At 35.7% G+C, this 20,764-nt stretch carries 18 protein-coding genes and 1 pseudogene; all 19 read left to right on the top strand.

Going from position 1 to position 20,764, the window contains the following annotated elements; all coding sequences use genetic code 11:
- Positions 1 to 121 (top strand): annotated as a pseudogene (locus tag JZY04_RS14855) (transcriptional regulator); the annotation flags it as partial.
- Positions 122 to 179: 58 nt separating this feature from the next.
- On the top strand, positions 180 to 662 hold the full coding sequence (locus JZY04_RS14850) for a UpxZ family transcription anti-terminator antagonist (RefSeq protein WP_122142722.1): 483 nt from the start codon (positions 180 to 182) through the stop codon (positions 660 to 662).
- 480 nt (positions 663 to 1,142) lie between these two features.
- A complete protein-coding gene (locus JZY04_RS14845; protein WP_259318405.1) occupies positions 1,143 to 1,727 on the top strand; it encodes a transposase in 585 nt (194 codons plus the stop codon).
- A 676-nt stretch (positions 1,728 to 2,403) separates the two neighbouring features.
- Positions 2,404 to 3,573 carry a Coenzyme F420 hydrogenase/dehydrogenase, beta subunit C-terminal domain gene (locus tag JZY04_RS14840; protein WP_122142721.1) on the top strand — a complete coding sequence of 390 codons (1,170 nt, stop codon included), beginning with the start codon at positions 2,404 to 2,406 and terminating at the stop codon, positions 3,571 to 3,573.
- Between the two features lie 13 nt (positions 3,574 to 3,586).
- A complete protein-coding gene (locus JZY04_RS14835; RefSeq protein ID WP_122142720.1) occupies positions 3,587 to 4,690 on the top strand; it encodes a polysaccharide pyruvyl transferase family protein in 1,104 nt (367 codons plus the stop codon).
- A 23-nt stretch (positions 4,691 to 4,713) separates the two neighbouring features.
- Positions 4,714 to 6,243, top strand: a complete 1,530-nt coding sequence (locus JZY04_RS14830) for an oligosaccharide flippase family protein (RefSeq protein ID WP_122142719.1) — start codon at positions 4,714 to 4,716, stop codon at positions 6,241 to 6,243.
- Positions 6,244 to 6,297: 54 nt separating this feature from the next.
- Positions 6,298 to 7,554 carry a glycosyltransferase gene (locus JZY04_RS14825; RefSeq protein WP_122142718.1) on the top strand — a complete coding sequence of 419 codons (1,257 nt, stop codon included), beginning with the start codon at positions 6,298 to 6,300 and terminating at the stop codon, positions 7,552 to 7,554.
- Positions 7,555 to 7,856: 302 nt separating this feature from the next.
- A complete protein-coding gene (locus JZY04_RS14820) occupies positions 7,857 to 8,879 on the top strand; it encodes a glycosyltransferase (protein WP_122142717.1) in 1,023 nt (340 codons plus the stop codon).
- Positions 8,880 to 8,899: 20 nt separating this feature from the next.
- Positions 8,900 to 9,460, top strand: a complete 561-nt coding sequence (locus JZY04_RS14815) for a serine acetyltransferase (RefSeq protein WP_122142716.1) — start codon at positions 8,900 to 8,902, stop codon at positions 9,458 to 9,460.
- Between the two features lie 141 nt (positions 9,461 to 9,601).
- Positions 9,602 to 10,798: a glycosyltransferase gene (locus JZY04_RS14810; RefSeq protein WP_122142715.1), complete on the top strand. Its 1,197-nt coding sequence runs from the start codon at positions 9,602 to 9,604 to the stop codon at positions 10,796 to 10,798.
- A gap of 17 nt (positions 10,799 to 10,815) precedes the next feature.
- Positions 10,816 to 11,907, top strand: coding sequence for an EpsG family protein (locus tag JZY04_RS14805; protein WP_181996410.1), 1,092 nt, complete (start codon positions 10,816 to 10,818; stop codon positions 11,905 to 11,907).
- 25 nt (positions 11,908 to 11,932) lie between these two features.
- Positions 11,933 to 13,255: a polysaccharide pyruvyl transferase family protein gene (locus tag JZY04_RS14800; RefSeq protein ID WP_122142713.1), complete on the top strand. Its 1,323-nt coding sequence runs from the start codon at positions 11,933 to 11,935 to the stop codon at positions 13,253 to 13,255.
- Positions 13,256 to 13,350: 95 nt separating this feature from the next.
- The gene (locus tag JZY04_RS14795; protein WP_122142712.1) at positions 13,351 to 13,980 is read left to right on the top strand and encodes a sugar transferase; all 630 of its coding nucleotides are present in this window, start codon (positions 13,351 to 13,353) and stop codon (positions 13,978 to 13,980) included.
- The gene (locus JZY04_RS14790) at positions 13,980 to 14,945 is read left to right on the top strand and encodes a hypothetical protein (RefSeq protein WP_122142711.1); all 966 of its coding nucleotides are present in this window, start codon (positions 13,980 to 13,982) and stop codon (positions 14,943 to 14,945) included. The genes JZY04_RS14795 and JZY04_RS14790 overlap by 1 nt, the downstream gene beginning before the upstream one ends.
- Entirely contained in the window at positions 14,945 to 15,949 is a 1,005-nt protein-coding gene (locus JZY04_RS14785) for a glycosyltransferase family 10 domain-containing protein (RefSeq protein ID WP_122142710.1), read from the top strand. The genes JZY04_RS14790 and JZY04_RS14785 overlap by 1 nt, the downstream gene beginning before the upstream one ends.
- Entirely contained in the window at positions 15,946 to 17,097 is a 1,152-nt protein-coding gene (locus tag JZY04_RS14780; RefSeq protein ID WP_229080741.1) for an ATP-grasp domain-containing protein, read from the top strand. Before JZY04_RS14785 ends, JZY04_RS14780 begins: the two co-directional genes overlap by 4 nt.
- A 13-nt stretch (positions 17,098 to 17,110) precedes the next feature.
- Complete coding sequence (locus JZY04_RS14775; protein ID WP_122142709.1) at positions 17,111 to 17,959, top strand: NAD-dependent epimerase/dehydratase family protein; 849 nt, start codon at positions 17,111 to 17,113, stop codon at positions 17,957 to 17,959.
- Entirely contained in the window at positions 17,952 to 19,061 is a 1,110-nt protein-coding gene (locus JZY04_RS14770; protein WP_122142708.1) for a glycosyltransferase family 4 protein, read from the top strand. The genes JZY04_RS14775 and JZY04_RS14770 overlap by 8 nt, the downstream gene beginning before the upstream one ends.
- An 833-nt stretch (positions 19,062 to 19,894) precedes the next feature.
- Positions 19,895 to 20,572 (top strand): PIG-L deacetylase family protein, encoded by a 678-nt coding sequence (locus JZY04_RS14765; protein WP_122142707.1) that lies wholly within the window; start codon positions 19,895 to 19,897, stop codon positions 20,570 to 20,572.
- Positions 20,573 to 20,764 lie beyond the last annotated feature (192 nt).

Genomic DNA, 20,764 nt, shown 5'->3' with positions numbered 1-20,764 from the left:
TGTCGAGGGTGAGTTTGTCCGTATTAAAGGTGACCGCCGTGTGGTGGTTTCCATCCAGGGGGTTATGGCAGTTGCTACTGCTTTCATTCATCCCTCTTTAATCGAGCTAATAAAGAATTAAAAACTCAGTGAACTCTGTACCCTCTGTGGTGCATATTCCAATACGTAAATAAATCACCATGTTGTCTTTGCAATCAGAAATCGATTCTTTGTGCGCTGTTTCGCACGAACTTCTCCATTTAGGTCTGGATGGCGAACCCATCTACTCCGACCGTTTCCGTCAGTTAAATACGGATGTGTATCATCGTTGTGAGCATCTTTTCGGTTCACACGGACGTACTCTTGAAGAGGAAGCTTCTCTTTGTATCGCTTTGTTGACCGGCTATAATGCTACCATTTATAATCACGGTGATAAGGAAGATAAAATCCAGTCGGTTCTCAATCGTAGTTGGGATATCTTGGATACACTTCCCGTCTCGCTTTTGAAATGCCGTTTGTTGGTAGCCTGTTACGCCGAGGTCTTTGATGAAGAGTTGGCGGCGGAGGCACACGTAATAATGAACGGTTGGAAGGATCGGGAATTGACGAGGGAAGAGTTTGAGATGGTGGAGCATTTAAAGAGTTTGGAGGAAAATCAGTATCCGTGTAGCGAAGTAGACTGATCGGTATAACCGTAAATTTAATGATGTACCGTTTAAATGTGGAAATTTTTTGTGAGATGCTTGCCAAATTCTGGTTTCAATTTCAAAGAAAGAGGTAAGTGTCCCAAAATGACATCTTAACTTGTTTTCGATTAGCATCCCAAAAAGACATCTAGCATAATTGATAAAAAAATGGAGACCTTTGTTGCTGTAATCAGAAATCCTATAAATATGTATAGTAACAGCGATTTTGAACCCTTTTTCTTCGCTACAACTCTGAAGCGTTGAGTAACAAAGGGTCCATTCAATCTTTTTGCTTTAGAAACAAGGTCTCCTACAACCTGTTTGAGAAATGGTACAAGGATACACGTCACAAGTTGGTTCCGGTAGAAGTGATCGGTCATCCGGATTCAGGTCAACCGGAACATTCGGAGCCTCAGGATTCTCACCCTGCTTCCTGTCAGGAAACAGTTCGTATCATGGTGGATATCCGTATGAGCAATCGATCATCTTTGCTGTCTGACTCATTCCCGTGCAAAATTCAAATATGCTTTGGAGCAAGGGGGAGATAAGGATGCCGCTTTCTTTTTGGATGCTTTTGGAGAATTTTATCATCTGGAAGCGGAGTATGAAGATGGCAAGTTAAGTGCTGAGCAGATACAAGCTTGCAGCCAGAATCTAAAGACTAAAGAGATTATCGTACGATTGCGCAGCAAGCTGGATGCAATGCTGTCAGATATGCATCCTCCTAGAGGGGAGTTGGTGGAGAAAGTTCTGAATTACCTGAATACTTTCTGGATTCAACTTTTTGCTTACCTCAAAGATGGTTCTTATACGATCGACAATTCCATTGCGGAACGATTCATATGCCCACTGTCCGGTGAGTGCAAGAACTCCTTATTCTTTGGCAGTGACAAGATGGCGAGAGTATCTGCAGCTTACTATACGATCATATCCACTTGCAAGATGCAGGGCGTTCCTGCATTGCGATACTTTAAAATGTTTTTCCAGGCAATCGTTAACGGACGTAGGGATTATGAGAATCTTCTTCCCATGACTATCGGACTGGGTAATAATAGATTTTAAAAATCAACTCCTTTTTTGAGCTTATTTAATGTATGACCGCCTTTTGGCGGCTATACATACAGGATATGTCAAAATTGGACACTAACTTTATTCCGTTTGGTAGATAATCTGGAGATTTTATGCTGGCGGTTTCGGGCTTAAAGAATTTCTATTACCTTCCGTATTTTCATGATATGCGTTGTTGTTATTCCCAGATTATGAAAGCTATTCGTATGAGTTATCATCATAATCCTTATAACGGTGATGTTTTCTTTTTTTATGTCCAAGAATGAGCACAGTCTTCGTATGGTCATGTACGAGAAACACTCCTTCAATATTCATACTCGTACTTTTTCGAGAGGTTATTGGTTTATGAAAATCCTCATTGAAGAAGATAAGACTGTTTATCAGGTTGATTGGAAGGACATTGTTTCTGTCCTTGAGAGTCCTGTGATAAGGGGATTACGAGTAACGTAAGGGGCTTTCAAATAACTAAAGTATTAATTGGACGCTTACAATTTGAGATACAATGAAAAGAATTGTTTTTGCCGGAGGTTCAGGTACACCTTTGTAGCCAATCACGAAAGGAATAAGTAAATAATTGTTTTCTATATTTGATAAACGTTATAAAGTGAATCAGTTTTTTCTCCTGACCTAATTCTTGCTTGTAGGTAAAAGGGCGTAACGGATAAATCATATGATAAAAATTACCAATAAATCTAAATGTTGTGGATGTGAGGCATGTAGTCAGATATGTCCCAAAAAATGTATTACGATGAAACCAGATGAAGAAGGTTTCATGTATCCAATTGTAGACGAATCCATATGCATAAATTGCGGATTATGTGAAAAGACTTGTCCAGAACTTAATCTACAAGAAAATAAGAATCCTATTGATGTTTTTGCTGCGATTAATCCTAATGCGGAAATTAGGTTTAAAAGTTCTTCAGGTGGTGTCTTTTTTTATCTTGCAGAAAAAATAATTAATCAAGGAGGTGCTGTAATCGGTGCATGTTACGATAAAAATTGGAGAGTGAAGCATGAAGTGGCATATACATTAGATGATGTGCAAAAAATGCGTGGAAGTAAGTATGTACAAAGCAGAATGAATGATGTATATTTACAAACCAAAAAACTCTTACAAAACGGAATACCAGTATTATTTAGTGGAACATCGTGTCAAATAATGGCGCTGAAATTATTCCTTAATAAGGAATACGATAAACTTTTAGCTGTTGAGTTAATCTGTGCAGGTGTGCCAAGTCCTCTTTTGTGGAGTAAATATTTAAAAGAAGAGGTATATCCTAAAATAAATAGCAGTCAACCTTCTCAAGAAATATCAAATATTGAATTCCGAGAGAAATCAAAAGGTTGGAAAAATTTTAGGATTGTAATATCATCTAAGCGTGCTACTACGCATATTGTCTCGGATTTCAATTATGAAAATTCCTTCTTTAGTTGTGTTCTTAAACGTGCGGTTCAAAGATACTCTTGCTATTCATGTCCTGCAAAGGCCGGACGTAGCAATAGTGATATTACACTTGGAGACTTCTGGAATTATCAAAGTGATGATATTATCGTTGACGATGATAGGGGAGTGAGTGTTGTGCTTGCAAACACGGAAAAGGGAATTCATTTCTTAGAAGGGCTTACGCTTACACGTAGAGAATTTGGTGAGGTTATGATGAAAAATCCCGCTTCAGTTAAGAGTGGTATGTGTAGCGTGTATAGAAAGAATTTTTATAAGAGGATTAATCACAAGTCTGTCCGAGAAGAAATGGCTTTTTTGAAACGTCATGTATTGATAAGACGGATTGTAAATAAATTACTAAGATTGATCCATGTGAATTATTTATTAAAGTATTAAGTTGAGATTAGATATGAAAATAGGATTATTAACATTACCTGTAGAAACTGGTTATGGTAGTATTTTGCAAGCTGTAGCATTGAAGACCAAACTAGTTGATCTTGGACATGATGTTACGTTAATACGCAGACATGTAGAACGTAAAGATTCGTTTCTTAGAATTACTGTTCGTACAATTAAAAAATATATATTTAAAAAATCCATAATTGTTCAAATTAGTAAAAAATACAGAGACGAGTTTCCTATTATTACAAAATATACACAGCCTTTTATTGATAAACACTTGAGCCCTTACACCGAATTCTATTATTCAAGTAAGAGTATGAAAAAAATCAATAAATTAGGTTTTGATGCAATTGTTGTAGGAAGTGATCAAGTATGGAGACCGGACTATGTACAAAATGTAGAAGATTTTTTTCTTTATCAAATAGACAACAATATTAAGAAATATTCCTATGCAGCATCGTTTGGCACAGACGAGTGGTTGTTTACTGAAAAAGAAACATCAATTTGTAGGGATGCAATTAAATCTTTTTTAAAAATTAGTATAAGAGAATCATCAACAATAGATTTGTGCTATGATAAGCTAGGGAAAAAGCCTGAATTTGTACTTGACCCAACTTTATTACTTGATAATAAATTCTATTCTGGTTTAATAGAAAACCATGAATCTTATAGAGAAGGAAAGTTATGTGCATATATTCTCAATAAGAAAAGCTTGATGCCAATTGTGGAGACATACTCAAAAATTTTAGATACTAGTTCTGTTTTTCCACATAGTGAGGTGGAGGATGTTTCTGCACCCTTAGACTTACGTGTTGTACCATCTGTTTCTGACTGGTTAGATTCTATAAGATCTTCGCAAGCAGTTTGTACAGATTCTTTCCATGGCATGGTTTTTTCAATTATCTTTAGAAAACCGTTTATTGTTGTTGTCAACAAGGAAAGAGGAGCTGCTAGATTCCTTTCGCTTCTAAACGCTCTTAATTTGGAGCATAGAATTGTTGATGAATCAACAGATCTTAATGATTTAAAGCCTATCGACTGGGGTGATGTGGAAGATCGTCTCGCCAAAATGCAAGGACAATCTATTCAGTTTCTTAAAAGCATTCAATAAACCAGGATTTCTATATTCAATTAATGGGTTCAACAAATAATAAAGTTATAGCAAAAAATACTATAGTTCTATATTTAAGAATGATTATTAGTATGCTGATTTCTTTTTATACTAGCAGGCTCATTCTTAAATCTCTGGGTGTAGTTGACTTTGGTATTTACAATGTAGTATCTGGGTTTGTTGTAATGTTATCTTTCTTGAACTTGTCATTGAGCAACAGCACTCAGCGTTATTTAATTTATTATTTAGGCAAAGGTAATCTTAACAAATTAAAGGAAGTGTTCTCTGCTTCTTTGCTTATTCATAGTATTTTCGCCCTCGTGATTGTTGTCGTATGCGAATGCGCTGGTCTATGGTATATTCATATGGTTATGGTGTTTCCTGTAGAGCGTATGGGGGCAGCTTTAGTAGCATTTCATTGTTCTATAGTTTCATTGTTTTTTGTTATTATTGCTGTACCATTTTATGCAGATATAATAGCTCATGAAAAAATGGGGGCATATGCAGCAATTACACTTATTGATGCAGTTTTACGCTTGGGTATCGCTATTGCATTGAAATTCTCACAAAATGATAGATTGGTAATATATACTATTCTACTGATGGTATCGCAAATTTCCATTCAATTATCATATGGCTATTATAGTAAAACGCATTTTAATGAAGTCGGTTTTGTAAAACAAATAGGGTCAAAACTGGTAAAAGAGATGTTAGCATTCTCAGGCTGGACGATTATTGGAAATTTAGCATTTATATTGTATAGTCAGGGAACAAATATGATTCTCAACGTCTTTTTCGGCCCTATTGTAAATACAGCAAGGGGGTTGGCCGCTCAGGTACAGGGCAGTCTAATACAATTCTGCAGTAGTTTCCAAACAGCTGTCAATCCTCAGATAATCAAGCAATACGCTTCTGATGATTTGTTTTCAATGAATATTTTAGTCCTTAGGAGTTCAAAAATATCTTTCTTCTTGCTCTATTTTATTTCGATACCTATATTTGTAGAAGCAGATTCCCTGATGGCTCTTTGGCTGGAGGAAGTTCCTCCTTATTTGGTTGGCTTTGTGAGATTGTCGGTTTTGGTTTCATTTATAACAGCGTTGGCTAATCCATTTGCAACGGCGATTAGTGCCACTGGCATTATTAAAAAATATCAGTTAATTATAGGCGGCATCTTGTTGCTAAATCTACCTGTATCTTTACTTTTTCTTTATTTAGGTTTTTCACCCTATTGCGTGTATTTTATACAATTAGCGATAGAAATTTTTGCCATTATTGTTAGAATTATCTTTTTTTCTTCTCAAATATCAATTAAAATATTTGATTATTTGTCGCAGGTTCTCCTTAGAATTGTCATTACATTGCCAATTTGTTTGTTTGTCCCATTATGGCTAAAACAGCAATTATGTTTGAATATGATTGTTGAATTAATCACAATAACTATTTTTTCCTGGTTTGTATCCATCATTTTTATTTATTGTGTTGGAATGACTTGTGAGGAAAGAATTTCATTGACGAGTATAGTAAAAACAAAGTTTACAAAATTTAAGTAAGCCCTATTAGAAACAAAATTATCACACTGGGGAACCTCAGTCTATATAAGTATTATGAATATTCTTTTCTTAGTAAGATTATGGCCCGAATTTGGGGGAGGAGAAACAGTTACCAGAAGCTTGGCAAATGAATTTGAGAAGAGAGGACACAATGTTCATGTAGTTTATTTTGTAGATTCGAAGATTAGCAACTTTGCTATGTTAGATGATAGAGTAGTTTCATATCGTATAGACAATGTCAAATGTGATCAAAACTCATATGATGTTAGCATGGCTAAATTTGTTAATCAACAAATTTGTAATTACATAAGACAAAATAGTGTCGAAATTGTTATTAATCAGTGGGTCCCGTTAGAATACACTACTTCAATAAAAATAAAAACTAGTGCAAAAGTCGTGAAATGTTTACATACATCTTTCTACAATCGCATTTCTATCGGGTATAGATTATCAAAGCTTTTAAAACCAGAAATTAAACATGGTAGTATTTTCGCTAATACCATAAAAGAAGTTGTGAAAATTTTAATTGCACCATTTTATGAATATTTTTTAGAAAAAAAAGCTATACAGGAAGTTGAACAATATTTTCCTTATATCGATAAATATATATTTCTTTCAACACAATTCTTAAACCAATACTTAGAAGTATCAAATCACTATAATTATAAAGAAAAAGTTTTCGCTATTTCAAACCCCTTATCTCAAAAAGAATATTACCAATACGAACCTAATAGTAAAGAGAAAATAGTTCTTATTGTTGGTAGACTTGAAGAAAGTTGTAAAAATATATCAAGGGCTATTAGGGCTTGGGCTAACGTTGAAAAAGACTCAAAATCCAGATTTTCCGAATGGAAACTCCAGATTGTAGGAGACGGTTCTAGTAAATTAGAATATGAAACTCTCGTAAGTAATCTTAATCTTAAGAAGGTTGAATTTCTTGGATTTCAAGATCCCGTTCCTTATTATAAAAATGCAAGCATTTTTTTGATGACTTCCTCTTTAGAGGGTTTTGGAATGACACTAGTCGAAGCACAGCATTATGGTGTTGTTCCTATCGTTATGGATTCTTTTTTATCACTTCACGATATAATTATAAATGAGGAAAATGGATTGATTATACCAAATGGTGATATATCTGCTTTTACAAAAGCTCTTTTTAGGCTGATGGAAGATGACAAACTATGGCAAAAATTATCTTATAAATCGTTACAAACGTGTAAACAGTTTGATGTAACTACCATAGCTGACAAATGGGATATTCTTTTTAATGAATTGGAATCAAATAAGAATAAATATGATTATACAATGTAGATTTGATTATGTTAATAGCATTAAAACAATAACTTATTCAAGATACACAGATATGCCTCTGTTTAGTCCTTTCGAGTATACTAGTTTTCTCGTTGCTATTATATCCTGTTTACATCAAAGTTAGAAGGTCATAAAGTCAATCGGATTTTTGCCGCTTAACTTATTGTGAGGATTTAAAGCGATTTTAGACTAAATAACATAGAACGGACAATACGTGCATTATACCCCTATAAATGAGTGTAAAACATCAAATTTCAGTTTGAAACGCAGCTTAAAAATTATTGCATTCAAATATACAAATTATGGAATATTTAAAATTAGTATATGTGGGGTTTGCTTTTCCCCATCATGAGAATACAATGGGTGGATACCATCATATCGCTTCAAGTTTGAAGTATGATTATTGTGTTGATTGTCAAACACTATATAATCAATTCTCTGCTAAGTCGAGTTCTGTATTGGCGAAAATGATAAGAGGTATAAATAGGATATTGTGGGGCCAACATATTGTGCCTTGGTATTTACTCCGTGTTTTATGGTTATCTATTACCAACAAGAATTTATGTTTTCATGTTATCTATAGCGAAAACCTTATAGATGATCTTTTTTTGCGCTGTATTGGTCGTCACAAGGTGGTATGTACACTTCACCAACCATTCGAATGGTTCAAAAAGAGACCTTTCTGGTTGAATTACCTCAAGCGGATTGATCACATAATATTAATGTCAGAAGATGAAATCGTTTTGTTTGAAGAAGTTACTGAAAGAAAAAATGTTTCCTTTGTTCCACATGGTATTAGATGCGATTTTTACCGGTTGCCGTTGTCTTACGAAACTAAAAAAGATGGATCTATACTAATGGTGGGGAATTGGCTTCGTAATTTTGAACTTGCTAATGAGGTTTTTTGTAAACTGCTTGAAAAGAACCCGAATCAAATTATAAATGTCATTTGTTCAAAAGAAAATCACAAGTTCTTTACCAACCGAAATATTCATTGCTTTTGTGGTATTAGCGATGTTGAGTTGCGTGAATTATATTGGAAATCTAATGTTGTTTTCTTGCCGCTACTTCGCTTTACAGCCAATAACGCACTTTTAGAGGCAAGTGCTTGTGGTTGTAATATAGTGATTGCATCGGAACAAATAGAGAATAGTTATTTGCCACACGAGTTTATTACTATATTGGAGCCTAAGTTTGAAACTTGTGTTTCATATCTTGAAAGCATTAATAAGTCCAATGCTAATATAACTCTATGTAATTTTGTGACAAATTACTATTCTTGGAAAAACATTGCAAATCTTACTCTAAAAATACTAAATAGTTAAGATCTTCTTATAATTTCAATATGATAGTTACAAAAAAAGACCTTAGGGAATATCTGTCTTGTGATGCAAAGAATTTTCCTTTGGAAAATGAATGGTGGGGAAAAAGAGTTATGAATCATTTGTTTTCTAATCCCATTTCTGATCAGAAATACATATGGAAGTATATTTATACTCTTAGGCATGTTGAGTATCATTTTAATAATAAGGGTATTTATCATATCCTAATGTCGTTATATTATCGGTGGTTATTACGAGAATATAGTTACAAAACTGGGTTCCAAATTCCCCCTAATACTTGCGGCAAAGGATTGACCATTTGGCATTGGGGACCTATTATTATTAATTCTAAATGTAAATTAGGTGAAAACTGCACGCTCTATCCGATGGTTTTAATCGGCCACAAGAGTACTTGTTCACCAGCACCTGTATTAGGTGATAATGTGTTTGTTGGCGCTGGTAGTAAAATAATTGGAAATATTCGAATTGGAAATAATGTTGTTATAGGTCAGAATGTGACAATTGTTAAAAATATACCTGATAAAACCATTATTGTTAGCCCTTCAGCCCGTTTAATAAATTAAAATTGTTTTAAGCATTTGATTATAAGTGGCACTTTTGAAAATACCCCCTATATTATAAGTCGAATAAATAACTAATATTTGAATTAAACATTAAATAAAAAATGTATATCAAGAAGCGTTATTATTTTTGTGACAACACTGATGAAAGTTGCACTAATTAACCAATATTACGGGATAGGAAGCACTGGAAAAATTGTTTCCGATTTACAGGATTACATGGATTCAATAAGAATGAATAGCCATGCATTCTGTGCAATGGGTGAAGTAACCTCAAGGGCATCGTTGTATGGTGATGTATTTCATTTGAGAGCATCTCAGCTAGAAAACCGTTTGTTAGGTAATCATGGTTTTGGATTCTTTACGACTACAACAAAATTGCTTTCTGATTTGGATAAGTATAAGCCTGATATAGTTCATCTTCACAATATTCATGGCTTTTATCTGAATGTTGAGCTGCTATTTGCATATTTAGTTAAACATAATATACCTGTAGTTTGGACTTTTCATGATTGTTGGCCTATTACTGGGCATTGTGCATACTTTGATTATATCGGATGTGATAAATGGAAAATAGCTTGTTATGATTGTGAGGGCCTTTCAAGATATCCTCAAAGCTGGGTGGATCGCTCGAAGAAATATTTTGAAAAGAAAAAGAAAATGTTTACTTCTTGTAAGAACCTGAATATTGTAACACCATCTAATTGGCTTAAAGAAATAGTAAATGATTCGTTTTTATCAACAGCTCAATCTGTAAATGTAATAAATAATGGTATTGATTTGGAGGTGTTCAAACCGCAAAACCATGATTTGATAAAGCAAAAAATGGGCTACAAGGGGAAAACTGTCATATTAGGGGTTTCATCGGGTGGATTTTCAGAGAGAAAGGGAGGGAAGTATTTCGCAGAACTAGTAGATAAATTAGATTCAAGATATAAAATTGTTCTAATTGGAGTGAACGATGATGATCTTAGTTATCTACCATATAGTATTAAAACAATTAAACGAACTAACAATCAAGCTGAATTAGCCGAATATTATAGTATGGCTGATATTTTTTTGAATCCAACATTAGAGGACAATTTTCCAACGGTAAATATTGAAGCACTTGCGTGTGGTACGCCTGTTATAACATTTCCAACAGGTGGTAGTGTCGAATCAGTATTTGAGGGCGTTGGTGCTGTTACGCAAAATTGTACATCTGATGCACTTAAGGTTGTAATAGAAAATACTGCCACCACAGACTCTGTTAGGTTTAAGTGTAGGTCAATAGCTGTAAAACGTTTTTCAAAACTTTCCTTTTCACAAAAGTATTGCGAACTTTATAGAAAAATACTTTGATTTTTAAATTAAATGTCGTGATATATATATTGTTTTTCTTATTATTATTGATAGGGTATCTTTCAAAAAAAAATAGTAATAACACAATTCTAAAATTGCTATGTTTTTGTATTTGGCTTATTATTGGTCTTCGCAACTTTGATTGCTTTCCTGACACAATGGGATATGTTAGTGACTTTGACTATTTTAAAAAAATGTCACTTGATAAAATTTGGGACTTTTCAAAAACAAAAACAGAACCACTATATGTAATTCTATCTTGGCTTCCATCTATCATTTCTGATAACTATCAAGTATTTCTGTTGTTTTGGTCATTATTTCCTTCTATCGGATTGTATTTTTTTTGTAAACAAAATTTAGAAACCCCAAAAGATTATGCTGTCGCTTTTTTAATAGTGTTTGTGCTTGGCTATTTTGCATTCGTTGCATCTGGTATCAGGCAGGCAGCTGCGTTGTCTTTGGTTATGATATCCTATCGCTATTTAATGAAAATTACAACATCACGAGATTTTTTGATAGCCAATAATTTTGCTTTTATCAAATTCCTAGCATTAATAACAATTGCATTTACAATTCACAATTCGACTTTAATATTTTTAGCTGCTTTTTTCATTCGACTTCTTCCATTTTATTCTTGGTACATTTTAATTGCAATAGGTGCAGTTTCAATTGGCAATTTGTTTCACTTAGAACAGTTTACCATAGTATCTGCTATGCTCTTAGGTGATAGGTTCGATCACTATGGAACATCTATTGTAAGTGAGTTGAGTCTATCTGGTTACTTTGTTCAATTGTTCCTTTTCCTGCTCTGTTATGTGAAAAGAGCGGATCTAATATATAATAGTAAAGAAAACGTTTTTTTTCTTAATATGATGCTTGTTGGCTTGATTTTTCAAGCAATGACTGGTGTAATTGGCGAGATGTTCAGAATTGCTTTCTATTTTAATATGTTTGCAATGATTCTAGTTCCACGTGCATTGGCAGAATATAGAAAGACAAGATTGGGGCGGTTTATCGTGTATTTATTTATATTATCTTGTTTTATTTATCTATTCTTTTTATCCTCGTCAAACTTGCCAGCATACGAGTCCTCTATTTCGTTGTTATAATTTTGCTGTTACTATAAATTGTCGTATGAAAAAAGTATTAATTATTCCAAGCAATACAGATTTAAATCGTGGCGATCAAGCCTTGATATGGGAGTCTGCGCATTTAGCGGAATCTTTATTTAAAGATGAGCCAATAGAAGTGTTCTTAATGGATTCTGATAACGAAGATCAAGTTTGCCAAACAAAAGAACTTGGGTACAAACTCATTTCGCCAATTCTAAAGCATCCCTCTCGAATATATGATAATCATAAAGTTGGTTATGATTTGTTGACTCTTTTATTATGGGGCGGGTGTGCACTATATGACTACCTCAGAACTCGTTTGCTAATAACTAAGTTTGAGTGTGTGAATAAATTTGCTATGTGCTTATTTAACAGGGAAGAAAGAAAATCAATAAAATTGTTTAAGGAGTGTGACGCAGTATTTGTTAAAGGTGGAGGTTTTTTACATTCCTATGGAAAAATCACAGACCCATATCAGTTTTATTATTATTTGTTTGATTATAAATTGGCTACTCATTATAAGAAGCCTGTTGTTTTGTTACCTAATTCTATAGGACCATTGAAAAATAAAATAGCGAAGAGAATGCTTGAGAAAACTTTAAATAAATGTTCTTTAGTCTATACTAGGGAATCTGTATCCCAAGAATACCTTGATAGTACAACTGTTATAAAAGCACGACAATCTTTGGATTTAGCTTTTTATCAAACGTCCGATAAAAAAGATTATGTCGGGTATTTGAAGAACAATGGGGTTGATATTAATAACAAGAACATTGCTATAACATTGCGGCCTTATAGATTTCCTGAAAGTGAAAATTCCAAGGAACATTATAATGCATATTGTCAATCAATTCGTGGTTTTATAATTTTTGCAAGAGAAATGGGATTTTATGTTACTATGGTTGCTCATACGTTAGGACCAAGTGCACATGAGAATGATTGCGATGCTATAGAAGATGTGTTATCGATTTGCAAGGATATAGATGGCATTACATATATTAATGATAAAAGTTTGACGTGTAGAGAATTGCAGAAAGTTTATTCTTATTTTGATTGCGTTGTTGGTACTCGTTTCCATTCGGTAATTTTTGCACTTAATTCTTTGGTTCCTACAGTCGCAATTACTTATGGAGGAAACAAGGGCAAAGGTATTATGAAAGATTTGGGATTGTCAGAATATTCATTACCTATTGAAGAGGTTTCTGCAGAGAAACTTGATGCCATATTTTCAAGCTTAATGGATAATAAACACAAATTCAAGCAAAAAGTTAATGATTTACTTCAAAAAGCAACAGATGAAAGAAATTTGGTGTTATCAGAACTCCAAAAAGCACTAAATGTATGATTTGAAGTATCTTTGGAATATTACCATTTATTTTTAGAATGGTAAAAATAACTTGCTTTTATTTGTATTTTGATAGTAAACAAATATTGTATATAATGGGACATTTCATTAAGAGAACGTTTGACTTGCTTTTGGCGTTAGTGCTGTTTATTCCTTGTACGTTTGTGCTATTGGCTGGTGTGATTTTAGTGGCTATTGCTTCACCGGATTCTTCGCCTATTTTCAAACAAGTGCGCGTCGGATATAGGAACCGTCACTTTACGTTGTATAAGCTTCGCTCGATGACAAATGAGAGAAATGAGAACGGAGATTTGCTTCCTGATGAGGTGCGACTGAAGAAGTGGGGCATGATAGTGCGCAAGACGAATATGGATGAGCTCTTTCAAATATGGAACATTTTAACGGGTGAGATGTCTTTTATTGGCCCTCGTCCTATTCTGCCTAAGGAAATGCTGGTTATGACTGAGACAGAGCAGGTGGAGCGTCAGTCGATGCGTCCTGGCATCACGGGTTGGGAAGCTATCCATGAGGGTGAGTCGGAGAACCGCCGTCAGATGGCTGAGCAGGATTTGTACTATGTGCGTAACTGGAGCCTAAAGCTAGATTGGGTTGTGTTCTTTACGACTATCAAGTTGGTGCTTGGCTTTGGTCGTCCGGATGATTCGGTTAGAGCACCTAAGTTAGATAAAAGCGAGTTTAGAACCGATAAAGAAATAGGTGAATAATGGAAATTGGAAGTTTCATAGAAATGCAGTTCCCCAAGGGAAAGGAATATTATAACCAGTCGGTGGATATTGCTCGTCTAAATACTGGTCGTTCTGCCATTTGGCATGCATTTCGTGTGAGTGGTGTGAAGGCAATATGGATTCCCTATTACCAGTGCGATACTGTTCGGGAGTTGTTGCTGAAGCATAGTGCTAAGGTGAAGTTCTACCATACGGACAATGATTGGAATCCAACGGATTTGGACGCTAAGAAAGACGAGGCTGTTTTGTTTGTGAACTACTACGGTATTATGTCGCACAAGCGCATGTCTGAGTTGGCAAGCCTTTCAGAACACCCTATCATCGACAACTGCCAGGGTTTTTTTTGTGAGCCTGTAGCGGGTGCATTGAACATTTACTCTTGCCGCAAATTTGTAGGTGTGCCTGATGGCTCGTATGTGATTGGAAAGGGGGCTCACAAGTATGTAGGCGAATATCCTCAATGTTATTCTTCAGACACGGCGGCTTTTCTGTTGATGCGTATAGAGTATGGTTGTGAGGGTAAGGGATACGAAGCTCGCTATATTAACGAACAGCGTATTGATACGGAGGACATCATGAAGATGTCAAAATTGACACGCACTATCCTTGATGGAACGGACTATGAGCAGATTAAACAAAAGAGACGTGATAACTTCGACTATATGCACAATCGGTTGGGTGGCATCAACAAGATTAATCCGAAGCAGTATTATAATGAAACGACTATCCCTATGGTGTATCCGTTGGTAGTGGAGGACGATGGACTTATTCAGCGTCTTTTCAAGGCTAGGCATTTCCAGGGGCACTGGTGGAGCTATATCTGTGATGAACAACCAAAAGGTAGCTTCGAGCATTGGATTTCACGATATGTGATACCTATTACTATCGACCAGCGATATGGTACGACAGAACTTGATTATTTAATAAAAATTATTCTGAGATAATGAAAACTATTAAATTAAAATATTTAGACTTTAATAAAGGCTCCTACACAACTGAACTCGGGTATGAGTATTTTAGTGGAATTCTTAGTAAAAAATACAAAGTTGAGTTATCCGATGAACCTGATTATGTTATTTATTCAGTGTTTGGTCAAGAGCATCTTAATGCAAAGTATGATAATTGCGTGAAAATATTCTTTACTACGGAATGCTATACTCCAAATTTTAATCACTGCGATTACGGCATTGGGTATGATAGGTTCTCGTTTGATGACAGATATTTCCGTCTTCCATTATTCACCTTGTTTCAGTATAGAAAATTCTTTGACATGATTTTGAACAGGAAGAAGTACACTATAGATGATTTGAAGAATAAAAAAGAATTTTGCAATTATGTTGTTTCTAACTGTTTTGTTAAGGATCGAAGAACTGACATTTTTCTAAAGATGTGCGAATATAAGAAAGTGAATTCAGGAGGCCGTTATATGAACAACATTGGCGGTGCCGTGAGTGATAAATTTGCTTTTCAACAAAAACACAAATTTTCTATCGCTTTCGAGAATACTTCGTATTGTGGGTATTGCACAGAGAAAATAGTTGAAGCTTTTGCGGCGGGTACAATTCCAATTTATTGGGGAGATCCAAGAGCGGCAGAAGATTTTAATGAGAATGCTTTTGTTAATTGCCATAATTATGAGACATTAGATGATATTGTGGCAAGGGTAAAGGAAATAGATGAGAATGATGAGTTATGTTTGTCAATGCTTAATGAAAGTATTGTAAAATATAAAGATGGTGATATTGAATCTTATTTATTCCATATTTTTGATCAACCTAAACAGTCAGCATTTAGAAGACCAAAGTCTATGTATACAGATGCTGTGGAAAAAATGGTGTCAAGACATTGGTTCTTTGAAAAGTATATTTATAAGTATTATAGAAAACTACTGAATCAGTTCTTTAGACTTAACAATAATACGCTATTAACTTCTAGAAGAACGAAATGACTTACATTAACTATATGAGCAACAGTTACAATGGTCACTTGTGCATCGTGTTTGCACTAGAACACTACAATCCGTTGAATATGATTCGCGCTTTTGGCGAGAACGGTATTAACCCTGTGTATATCTCAGTGAAGAGACGTTATGAGGTGGCTTGCCGGAGCAAATACATCTCTAAACTGCATCGTGTGGACTCTGTGGAGGAAGGCTACAAGTTGTTGATGGAGGAGTATGGTAATATGGAGAAGAAGCCATATATTGTATTCTCGGATGATAAGTCGGTGGGATACTTCGATTTGCACTATGATGAGTGGAAGGATAAGTTCATTACCTACAACGCTGGTCGTGTCGGCAGAATCAATGAGTTTATGGACAAGTACAACATCCAGCAGTTGGCAAAGAAGCATGGTTTCAACGTATTGGATTCATATGTTATTGGCAAGGAAGATCCGCTGCCAGAGCAACTGTGGTATCCAATCATTACTAAGGATATTTCGCCTAATTCGGGTAGTTGGAAAGGGGATGTGTTTGTCTGCCAGAACGAAGAAGAACTGAAGGAGTCCATTAAGAAGATTACAAGTCCACTGATTATGATTCAGCATTTTGTGGATAAACAAAATGAGATGGCGTTGGAGGGGTATACTATCAATCGTGGTAAGGATATGCAGATTATCACCCAAATGACTTGGAAGTATTTGATACAAGGATATTATAGTCCTTTCCACGATGTGTGTATGTTCACGGATAAGGAGATGGAGCATAAGCTTCAAGCTATGTTCGAAGAGATTGGCTTCGAGGGCGTGTTTGAGGTAGAGTTCCTTATTGACAAAGATGGCACCTTCTACTTTATGGAAACAAATTTCCGTGCGTCAGCATGGAATCCGACTTGTAAGTTTGCAGGTATGCCTTTGGATTACCTGTGGGTGAAGGGTATGGAGAACGGCTATATTGATCCTGCAGACCGGAGGGTGTTTGAACCATTCACTTCGATGAGTGAGGTAATAGACTATGACAAGCGTGTGGAAGGTGGCATGGTGAGCATTGCCGAGTGGCTTCGCGACTTCAAGGACGCCAAATGTGTGTATATCTACGACAAGGAAGATCGTGCCCCATGGGATGCTGTAATTGAAAATTGGGAAAACTTTAAGTAAAGTTTGTGCAGAAATGAAGAAAGTATTAGTTTACGGAAAGAACAGCTACATCGGTGAACATTATTATCATGCTTTGAAAAAGTCTGGTAATAATGTAATCATCATTAATTCGTTCGAGCAGAAGCCTAAGGATATTGACTTCACAGGTATTGATACTGTTGTGAATGTGGTCGGTATTGCTCACATTAAGATTACAGATGATATGGAAGACTTGTTCTACAAGATAAATACAGACCTTGCTGTAGAATTATGCGATGTGGCCAAGAAGGCAGGCGTAAAACAATATATCTACATGAGCAGTATGAATGTTTTTGGTGATACCACCGAAACCATTAGCTCGCGTGAGCAGGAAGGTCCGAAGAACTTCTATGGGAAAAGCAAATATCTAGCTGACCAGAAAATTCATGCTATGGAAGCTGAGGATTTTAAGGTAGCTTCTGTTCGTCCTCCTGTTGTGTATGGTAAAGGATGCAAGGGTAATTTTGTGTTGTTACAGAAGGTGGCTTCATTGACTCCTATCTTCCCAAACTACAAGAATAAGAAAAGCATGATTTATATTGGGCATTTAGATAACTTTATATGTGAACTGGTAGCGAATGGTGAAGGCGGTTATTTTCATCCACAAAACGCAGATGTGATTTCTACGGCTGATACTATTGTTGCTATTCGCAAGGCGATGGGGAAGAAAACTCTCCTTATCCCCGGTTTCGGTTGGCTTGTAAAGATTGGAATGAAGATGGTGTCAAGGGCTGAGCGTGCTTTTGCGGATGACAATTATGATTTGGAGTTCTCTAAGTACGGCAAGAATACATACTGTAATCTTGATTTTCAAACAACTATAGACAGAACTGTAAATGGATAAGAAGAAAGCACTATTCGTTGCAAATTATGATCATTTCCATATTAGATTTCATCTACATCATATCAAACATTTGGAAGAAAATGGTTATGAAGTTTCTGTTGTCGCTTCTGGTAACGATTCTTATCCGCCTTCTATTACAAAGTATGATTTAGAATTTGGAAGAACGCCAATTGACAAGCGAAATATAGGGTATTTTAAAAACTTTAGGAAACTGTTGAATACTCATTATGATCTTATCTATTTCAGTACACCTGTAATTGGGGCATACGGACGATTGGCTACAATAGGAAAGCATCAGGGAAGAATTATCTATGCTGCTCATGGATATAATTTCTACGAAGGCAATAGCAAACTGAAGAATTTTATATTCCGTACTGCAGAGAAGTTATTGTGCTATTCGACTGATTGCACCTTCACCATGAATAAGGAGGATTATGAAGCGGCGTTGAAGTATAAGTTTCCTTGTAAGGAAATATATAACGTGGATGGCGTTGGTATTGATACTTCTGTTTTCAAAAGGAGTAATCCCGATGAGAAGACTGCTTTGCGTAATAAGCTAGGTTATGCAGATGATTTATTTATTATGATTTATCCAGCGGAGTTGACAGAGCGCAAGAATCAAGTTCTATTGTTTGAGGTGATGGAAAAACTTGTTAAGCGGCATTCGAATGTAAAACTACTTTTGGCTGGCAGCGGTTCTATGATGGATGAGTATAAGAATATAGTAGCATCCAAAGGACTGAATGGATTTGTGGAGTTTTTAGGTTATCGTAATGATGTACAAGATCTTTTGCGAGCTTCAGACGTATTACTAGCCTCAAGTATCAACGAGGGGTTGCCTATCAATATGATAGAGGGATTAGCATCTGGATTACCTGTAGTAGCTACAGCAATTCGTGGTCAAGTTGATTTGATTAAAGAAGGTGAAAATGGTTTTTTGTTTAGATTGAATGATTCTAATAAGGCTGTTTCTGATTTGTGCAGACTGATTGAAGATAAGAATATTTACGAAGCTATGGCTACGAAGGCAGCAGAGTCCGCCAAGCAATATGATGCAAAGAATGTTGTAAGTCAGTATGATAAAATTTGGGGATTAAAATAATGGAACTAACCAGGACAGATACATATTTCTTTTCGTTATTAAGGTCGCTTATTAGTCGATATTCTTGTTCTTATATAAGTTAGATACTCTGCTTAAAACGCGTATTCCATATACGACACATGTCATATGTAATGATATTCATTATTTCTACAGTAAATACCTGCTGAAGAAGCAAGTAAGAATAGTTGAAAATGTAGATTATTTTGCCTGTATTGTTTCGTCATCGATAATGCTGAATGGCAAACAAGTAGATTTGTATGGCTGTCATCTGTTAAGCAATAATTATTCGGTAGTAGCCAATAGTATTAAGTAGGATGATATAGATGGTGTTGGGACTTTTAGAAATTATCTTCAAAATATCAAGAATGCTTCGGTATTGCGAAAGCAGGCGGCGAATGTAATAATTGATTCATTGCTGACATTATCAACTCCGTTCGTCGTGCTTGGAGATATGAATGATGTGGTGGGTTCGCCAGCGTTGTGTGTTTTTAAAGATGCAGGTTTTACCGATGCTTGGTGGGAGTGTGGCACAGGTTAAGATACTACAATCCATAGTCCGTTGTCGTATAAGGTTGATCATATCTTGTACTCTGAAACTTCGCTTCGTCTTTAGTCTATAAGGAAAATTAATGCAAGGGGATTGAGTGATCATGATGCGCTCCTTGCCGAGTTTGTGTTTGAAAAATAAAAAGTAATATACACTATTTTACTTAGTGGTGATGACTACAGCACGTGAAAAGACTAATATGCGATATTTGCTAGTAATCGGTAATGACTTTGCTGCTCATTATAAAATAATAACGAGTAAGTACTTATTATAAATAGGAAATAACATGAAATATTTGATTGTAGTGGCTCATCCTGATGATGAGATCCTTGGCGTTAGTGCGTCAATTTGGAAATGGTCACATCAAGGTGATGAAATAGATGTGGCTATTATGTGTACTGAAGCAAAGGCGCGTGCATTCCGCCCAGAGGATAATGAACTAGAGGACGATATGAACGATGCGTTGAAGTATGTGGGAGTGCATCACAAGTTTGAGGCTACATTCCCGAATATAGAGATGAATACTGTGCCTCACCTGAAGTTGGTGCAATTCATAGAGAGTGCAATCAGGGAGAGTGAGCCCGATATTGTAATAACACACCATCCTGCGGATACGAATAATGATCATCTGATGACGTCAATGGCGTGTCAGGAGGCGGTTCGTTTGTTCCAGCGTCGTCCAGAGATAAAGCGTGTAAAGGAGTTGTGGTATATGGAAGTTCCTTCTTGCACAGAGTGGGCTATCAATAGTGCTATGAGTCTATTCCGTCCGAACTGTTATGTAGAGGTAGGCAAAGAGGGGGTGGATGCTAAAGTTAAGGCACTCTCGATGTATCGTGGTGTGATGCGTGCGTATCCTCATCCTCGTTCAGTAGAATACATTACTGGACTTGCAGCTATGCGTGGTGGTCAATGGGGCCTTCAGTATGCAGAAGCATTCGAGGTGGTATTGCGTGCTTACTAGAAACGCAAATGTGGTAATGTACAAAGTATGGTGTAGAAGGCTTATAATGTAATCTGGTAATTTATGAGTTATCTGTTTTGATTGTCCGTTTGTATTGCTTCGTATATCTATCTTGCCTGTTTTGCTTTCAGAATTAATTAACGTGAGTTCGATATAAGCGAAAAAATATCGTAAGCATTTGAGTGCTTTTCA

Source organism: Bacteroides sp. 11BF, assembly GCF_019633765.1.
GTDB lineage: Bacteria > Bacteroidota > Bacteroidia > Bacteroidales > Bacteroidaceae > Bacteroides > Bacteroides hominis.
Note: the sequence above shows the minus strand (reverse complement) of the source record. Positions and strands in the feature narration are given on the sequence as shown.

Bases quoted from the DNA above. Each gene is read 5' to 3' on its own strand.
- JZY04_RS14850 (WP_122142722.1), top strand. From the start codon at position 180: ATGTTGTCTTTGCAATCAGAAATCGATTCTTTGTGCGCTGTTTCGCAC.
- JZY04_RS14840 (WP_122142721.1), top strand. From the start codon at position 2,404: ATGATAAAAATTACCAATAAATCTAAATGTTGTGGATGTGAGGCATGT.
- JZY04_RS14835 (WP_122142720.1), top strand. From the start codon at position 3,587: ATGAAAATAGGATTATTAACATTACCTGTAGAAACTGGTTATGGTAGT.
- JZY04_RS14830 (WP_122142719.1), top strand. From the start codon at position 4,714: ATGGGTTCAACAAATAATAAAGTTATAGCAAAAAATACTATAGTTCTA.
- JZY04_RS14825 (WP_122142718.1), top strand. From the start codon at position 6,298: ATGAATATTCTTTTCTTAGTAAGATTATGGCCCGAATTTGGGGGAGGA.
- JZY04_RS14820 (WP_122142717.1), top strand. From the start codon at position 7,857: ATGGAATATTTAAAATTAGTATATGTGGGGTTTGCTTTTCCCCATCAT.
- JZY04_RS14815 (WP_122142716.1), top strand. From the start codon at position 8,900: ATGATAGTTACAAAAAAAGACCTTAGGGAATATCTGTCTTGTGATGCA.
- JZY04_RS14810 (WP_122142715.1), top strand. From the start codon at position 9,602: ATGAAAGTTGCACTAATTAACCAATATTACGGGATAGGAAGCACTGGA.
- JZY04_RS14800 (WP_122142713.1), top strand. From the start codon at position 11,933: ATGAAAAAAGTATTAATTATTCCAAGCAATACAGATTTAAATCGTGGC.
- JZY04_RS14795 (WP_122142712.1), top strand. From the start codon at position 13,351: ATGGGACATTTCATTAAGAGAACGTTTGACTTGCTTTTGGCGTTAGTG.
- JZY04_RS14790 (WP_122142711.1), top strand. From the start codon at position 13,980: ATGGAAATTGGAAGTTTCATAGAAATGCAGTTCCCCAAGGGAAAGGAA.
- JZY04_RS14785 (WP_122142710.1), top strand. From the start codon at position 14,945: ATGAAAACTATTAAATTAAAATATTTAGACTTTAATAAAGGCTCCTAC.
- JZY04_RS14780 (WP_229080741.1), top strand. From the start codon at position 15,946: ATGACTTACATTAACTATATGAGCAACAGTTACAATGGTCACTTGTGC.
- JZY04_RS14775 (WP_122142709.1), top strand. From the start codon at position 17,111: ATGAAGAAAGTATTAGTTTACGGAAAGAACAGCTACATCGGTGAACAT.
- JZY04_RS14770 (WP_122142708.1), top strand. From the start codon at position 17,952: ATGGATAAGAAGAAAGCACTATTCGTTGCAAATTATGATCATTTCCAT.
- JZY04_RS14765 (WP_122142707.1), top strand. From the start codon at position 19,895: ATGAAATATTTGATTGTAGTGGCTCATCCTGATGATGAGATCCTTGGC.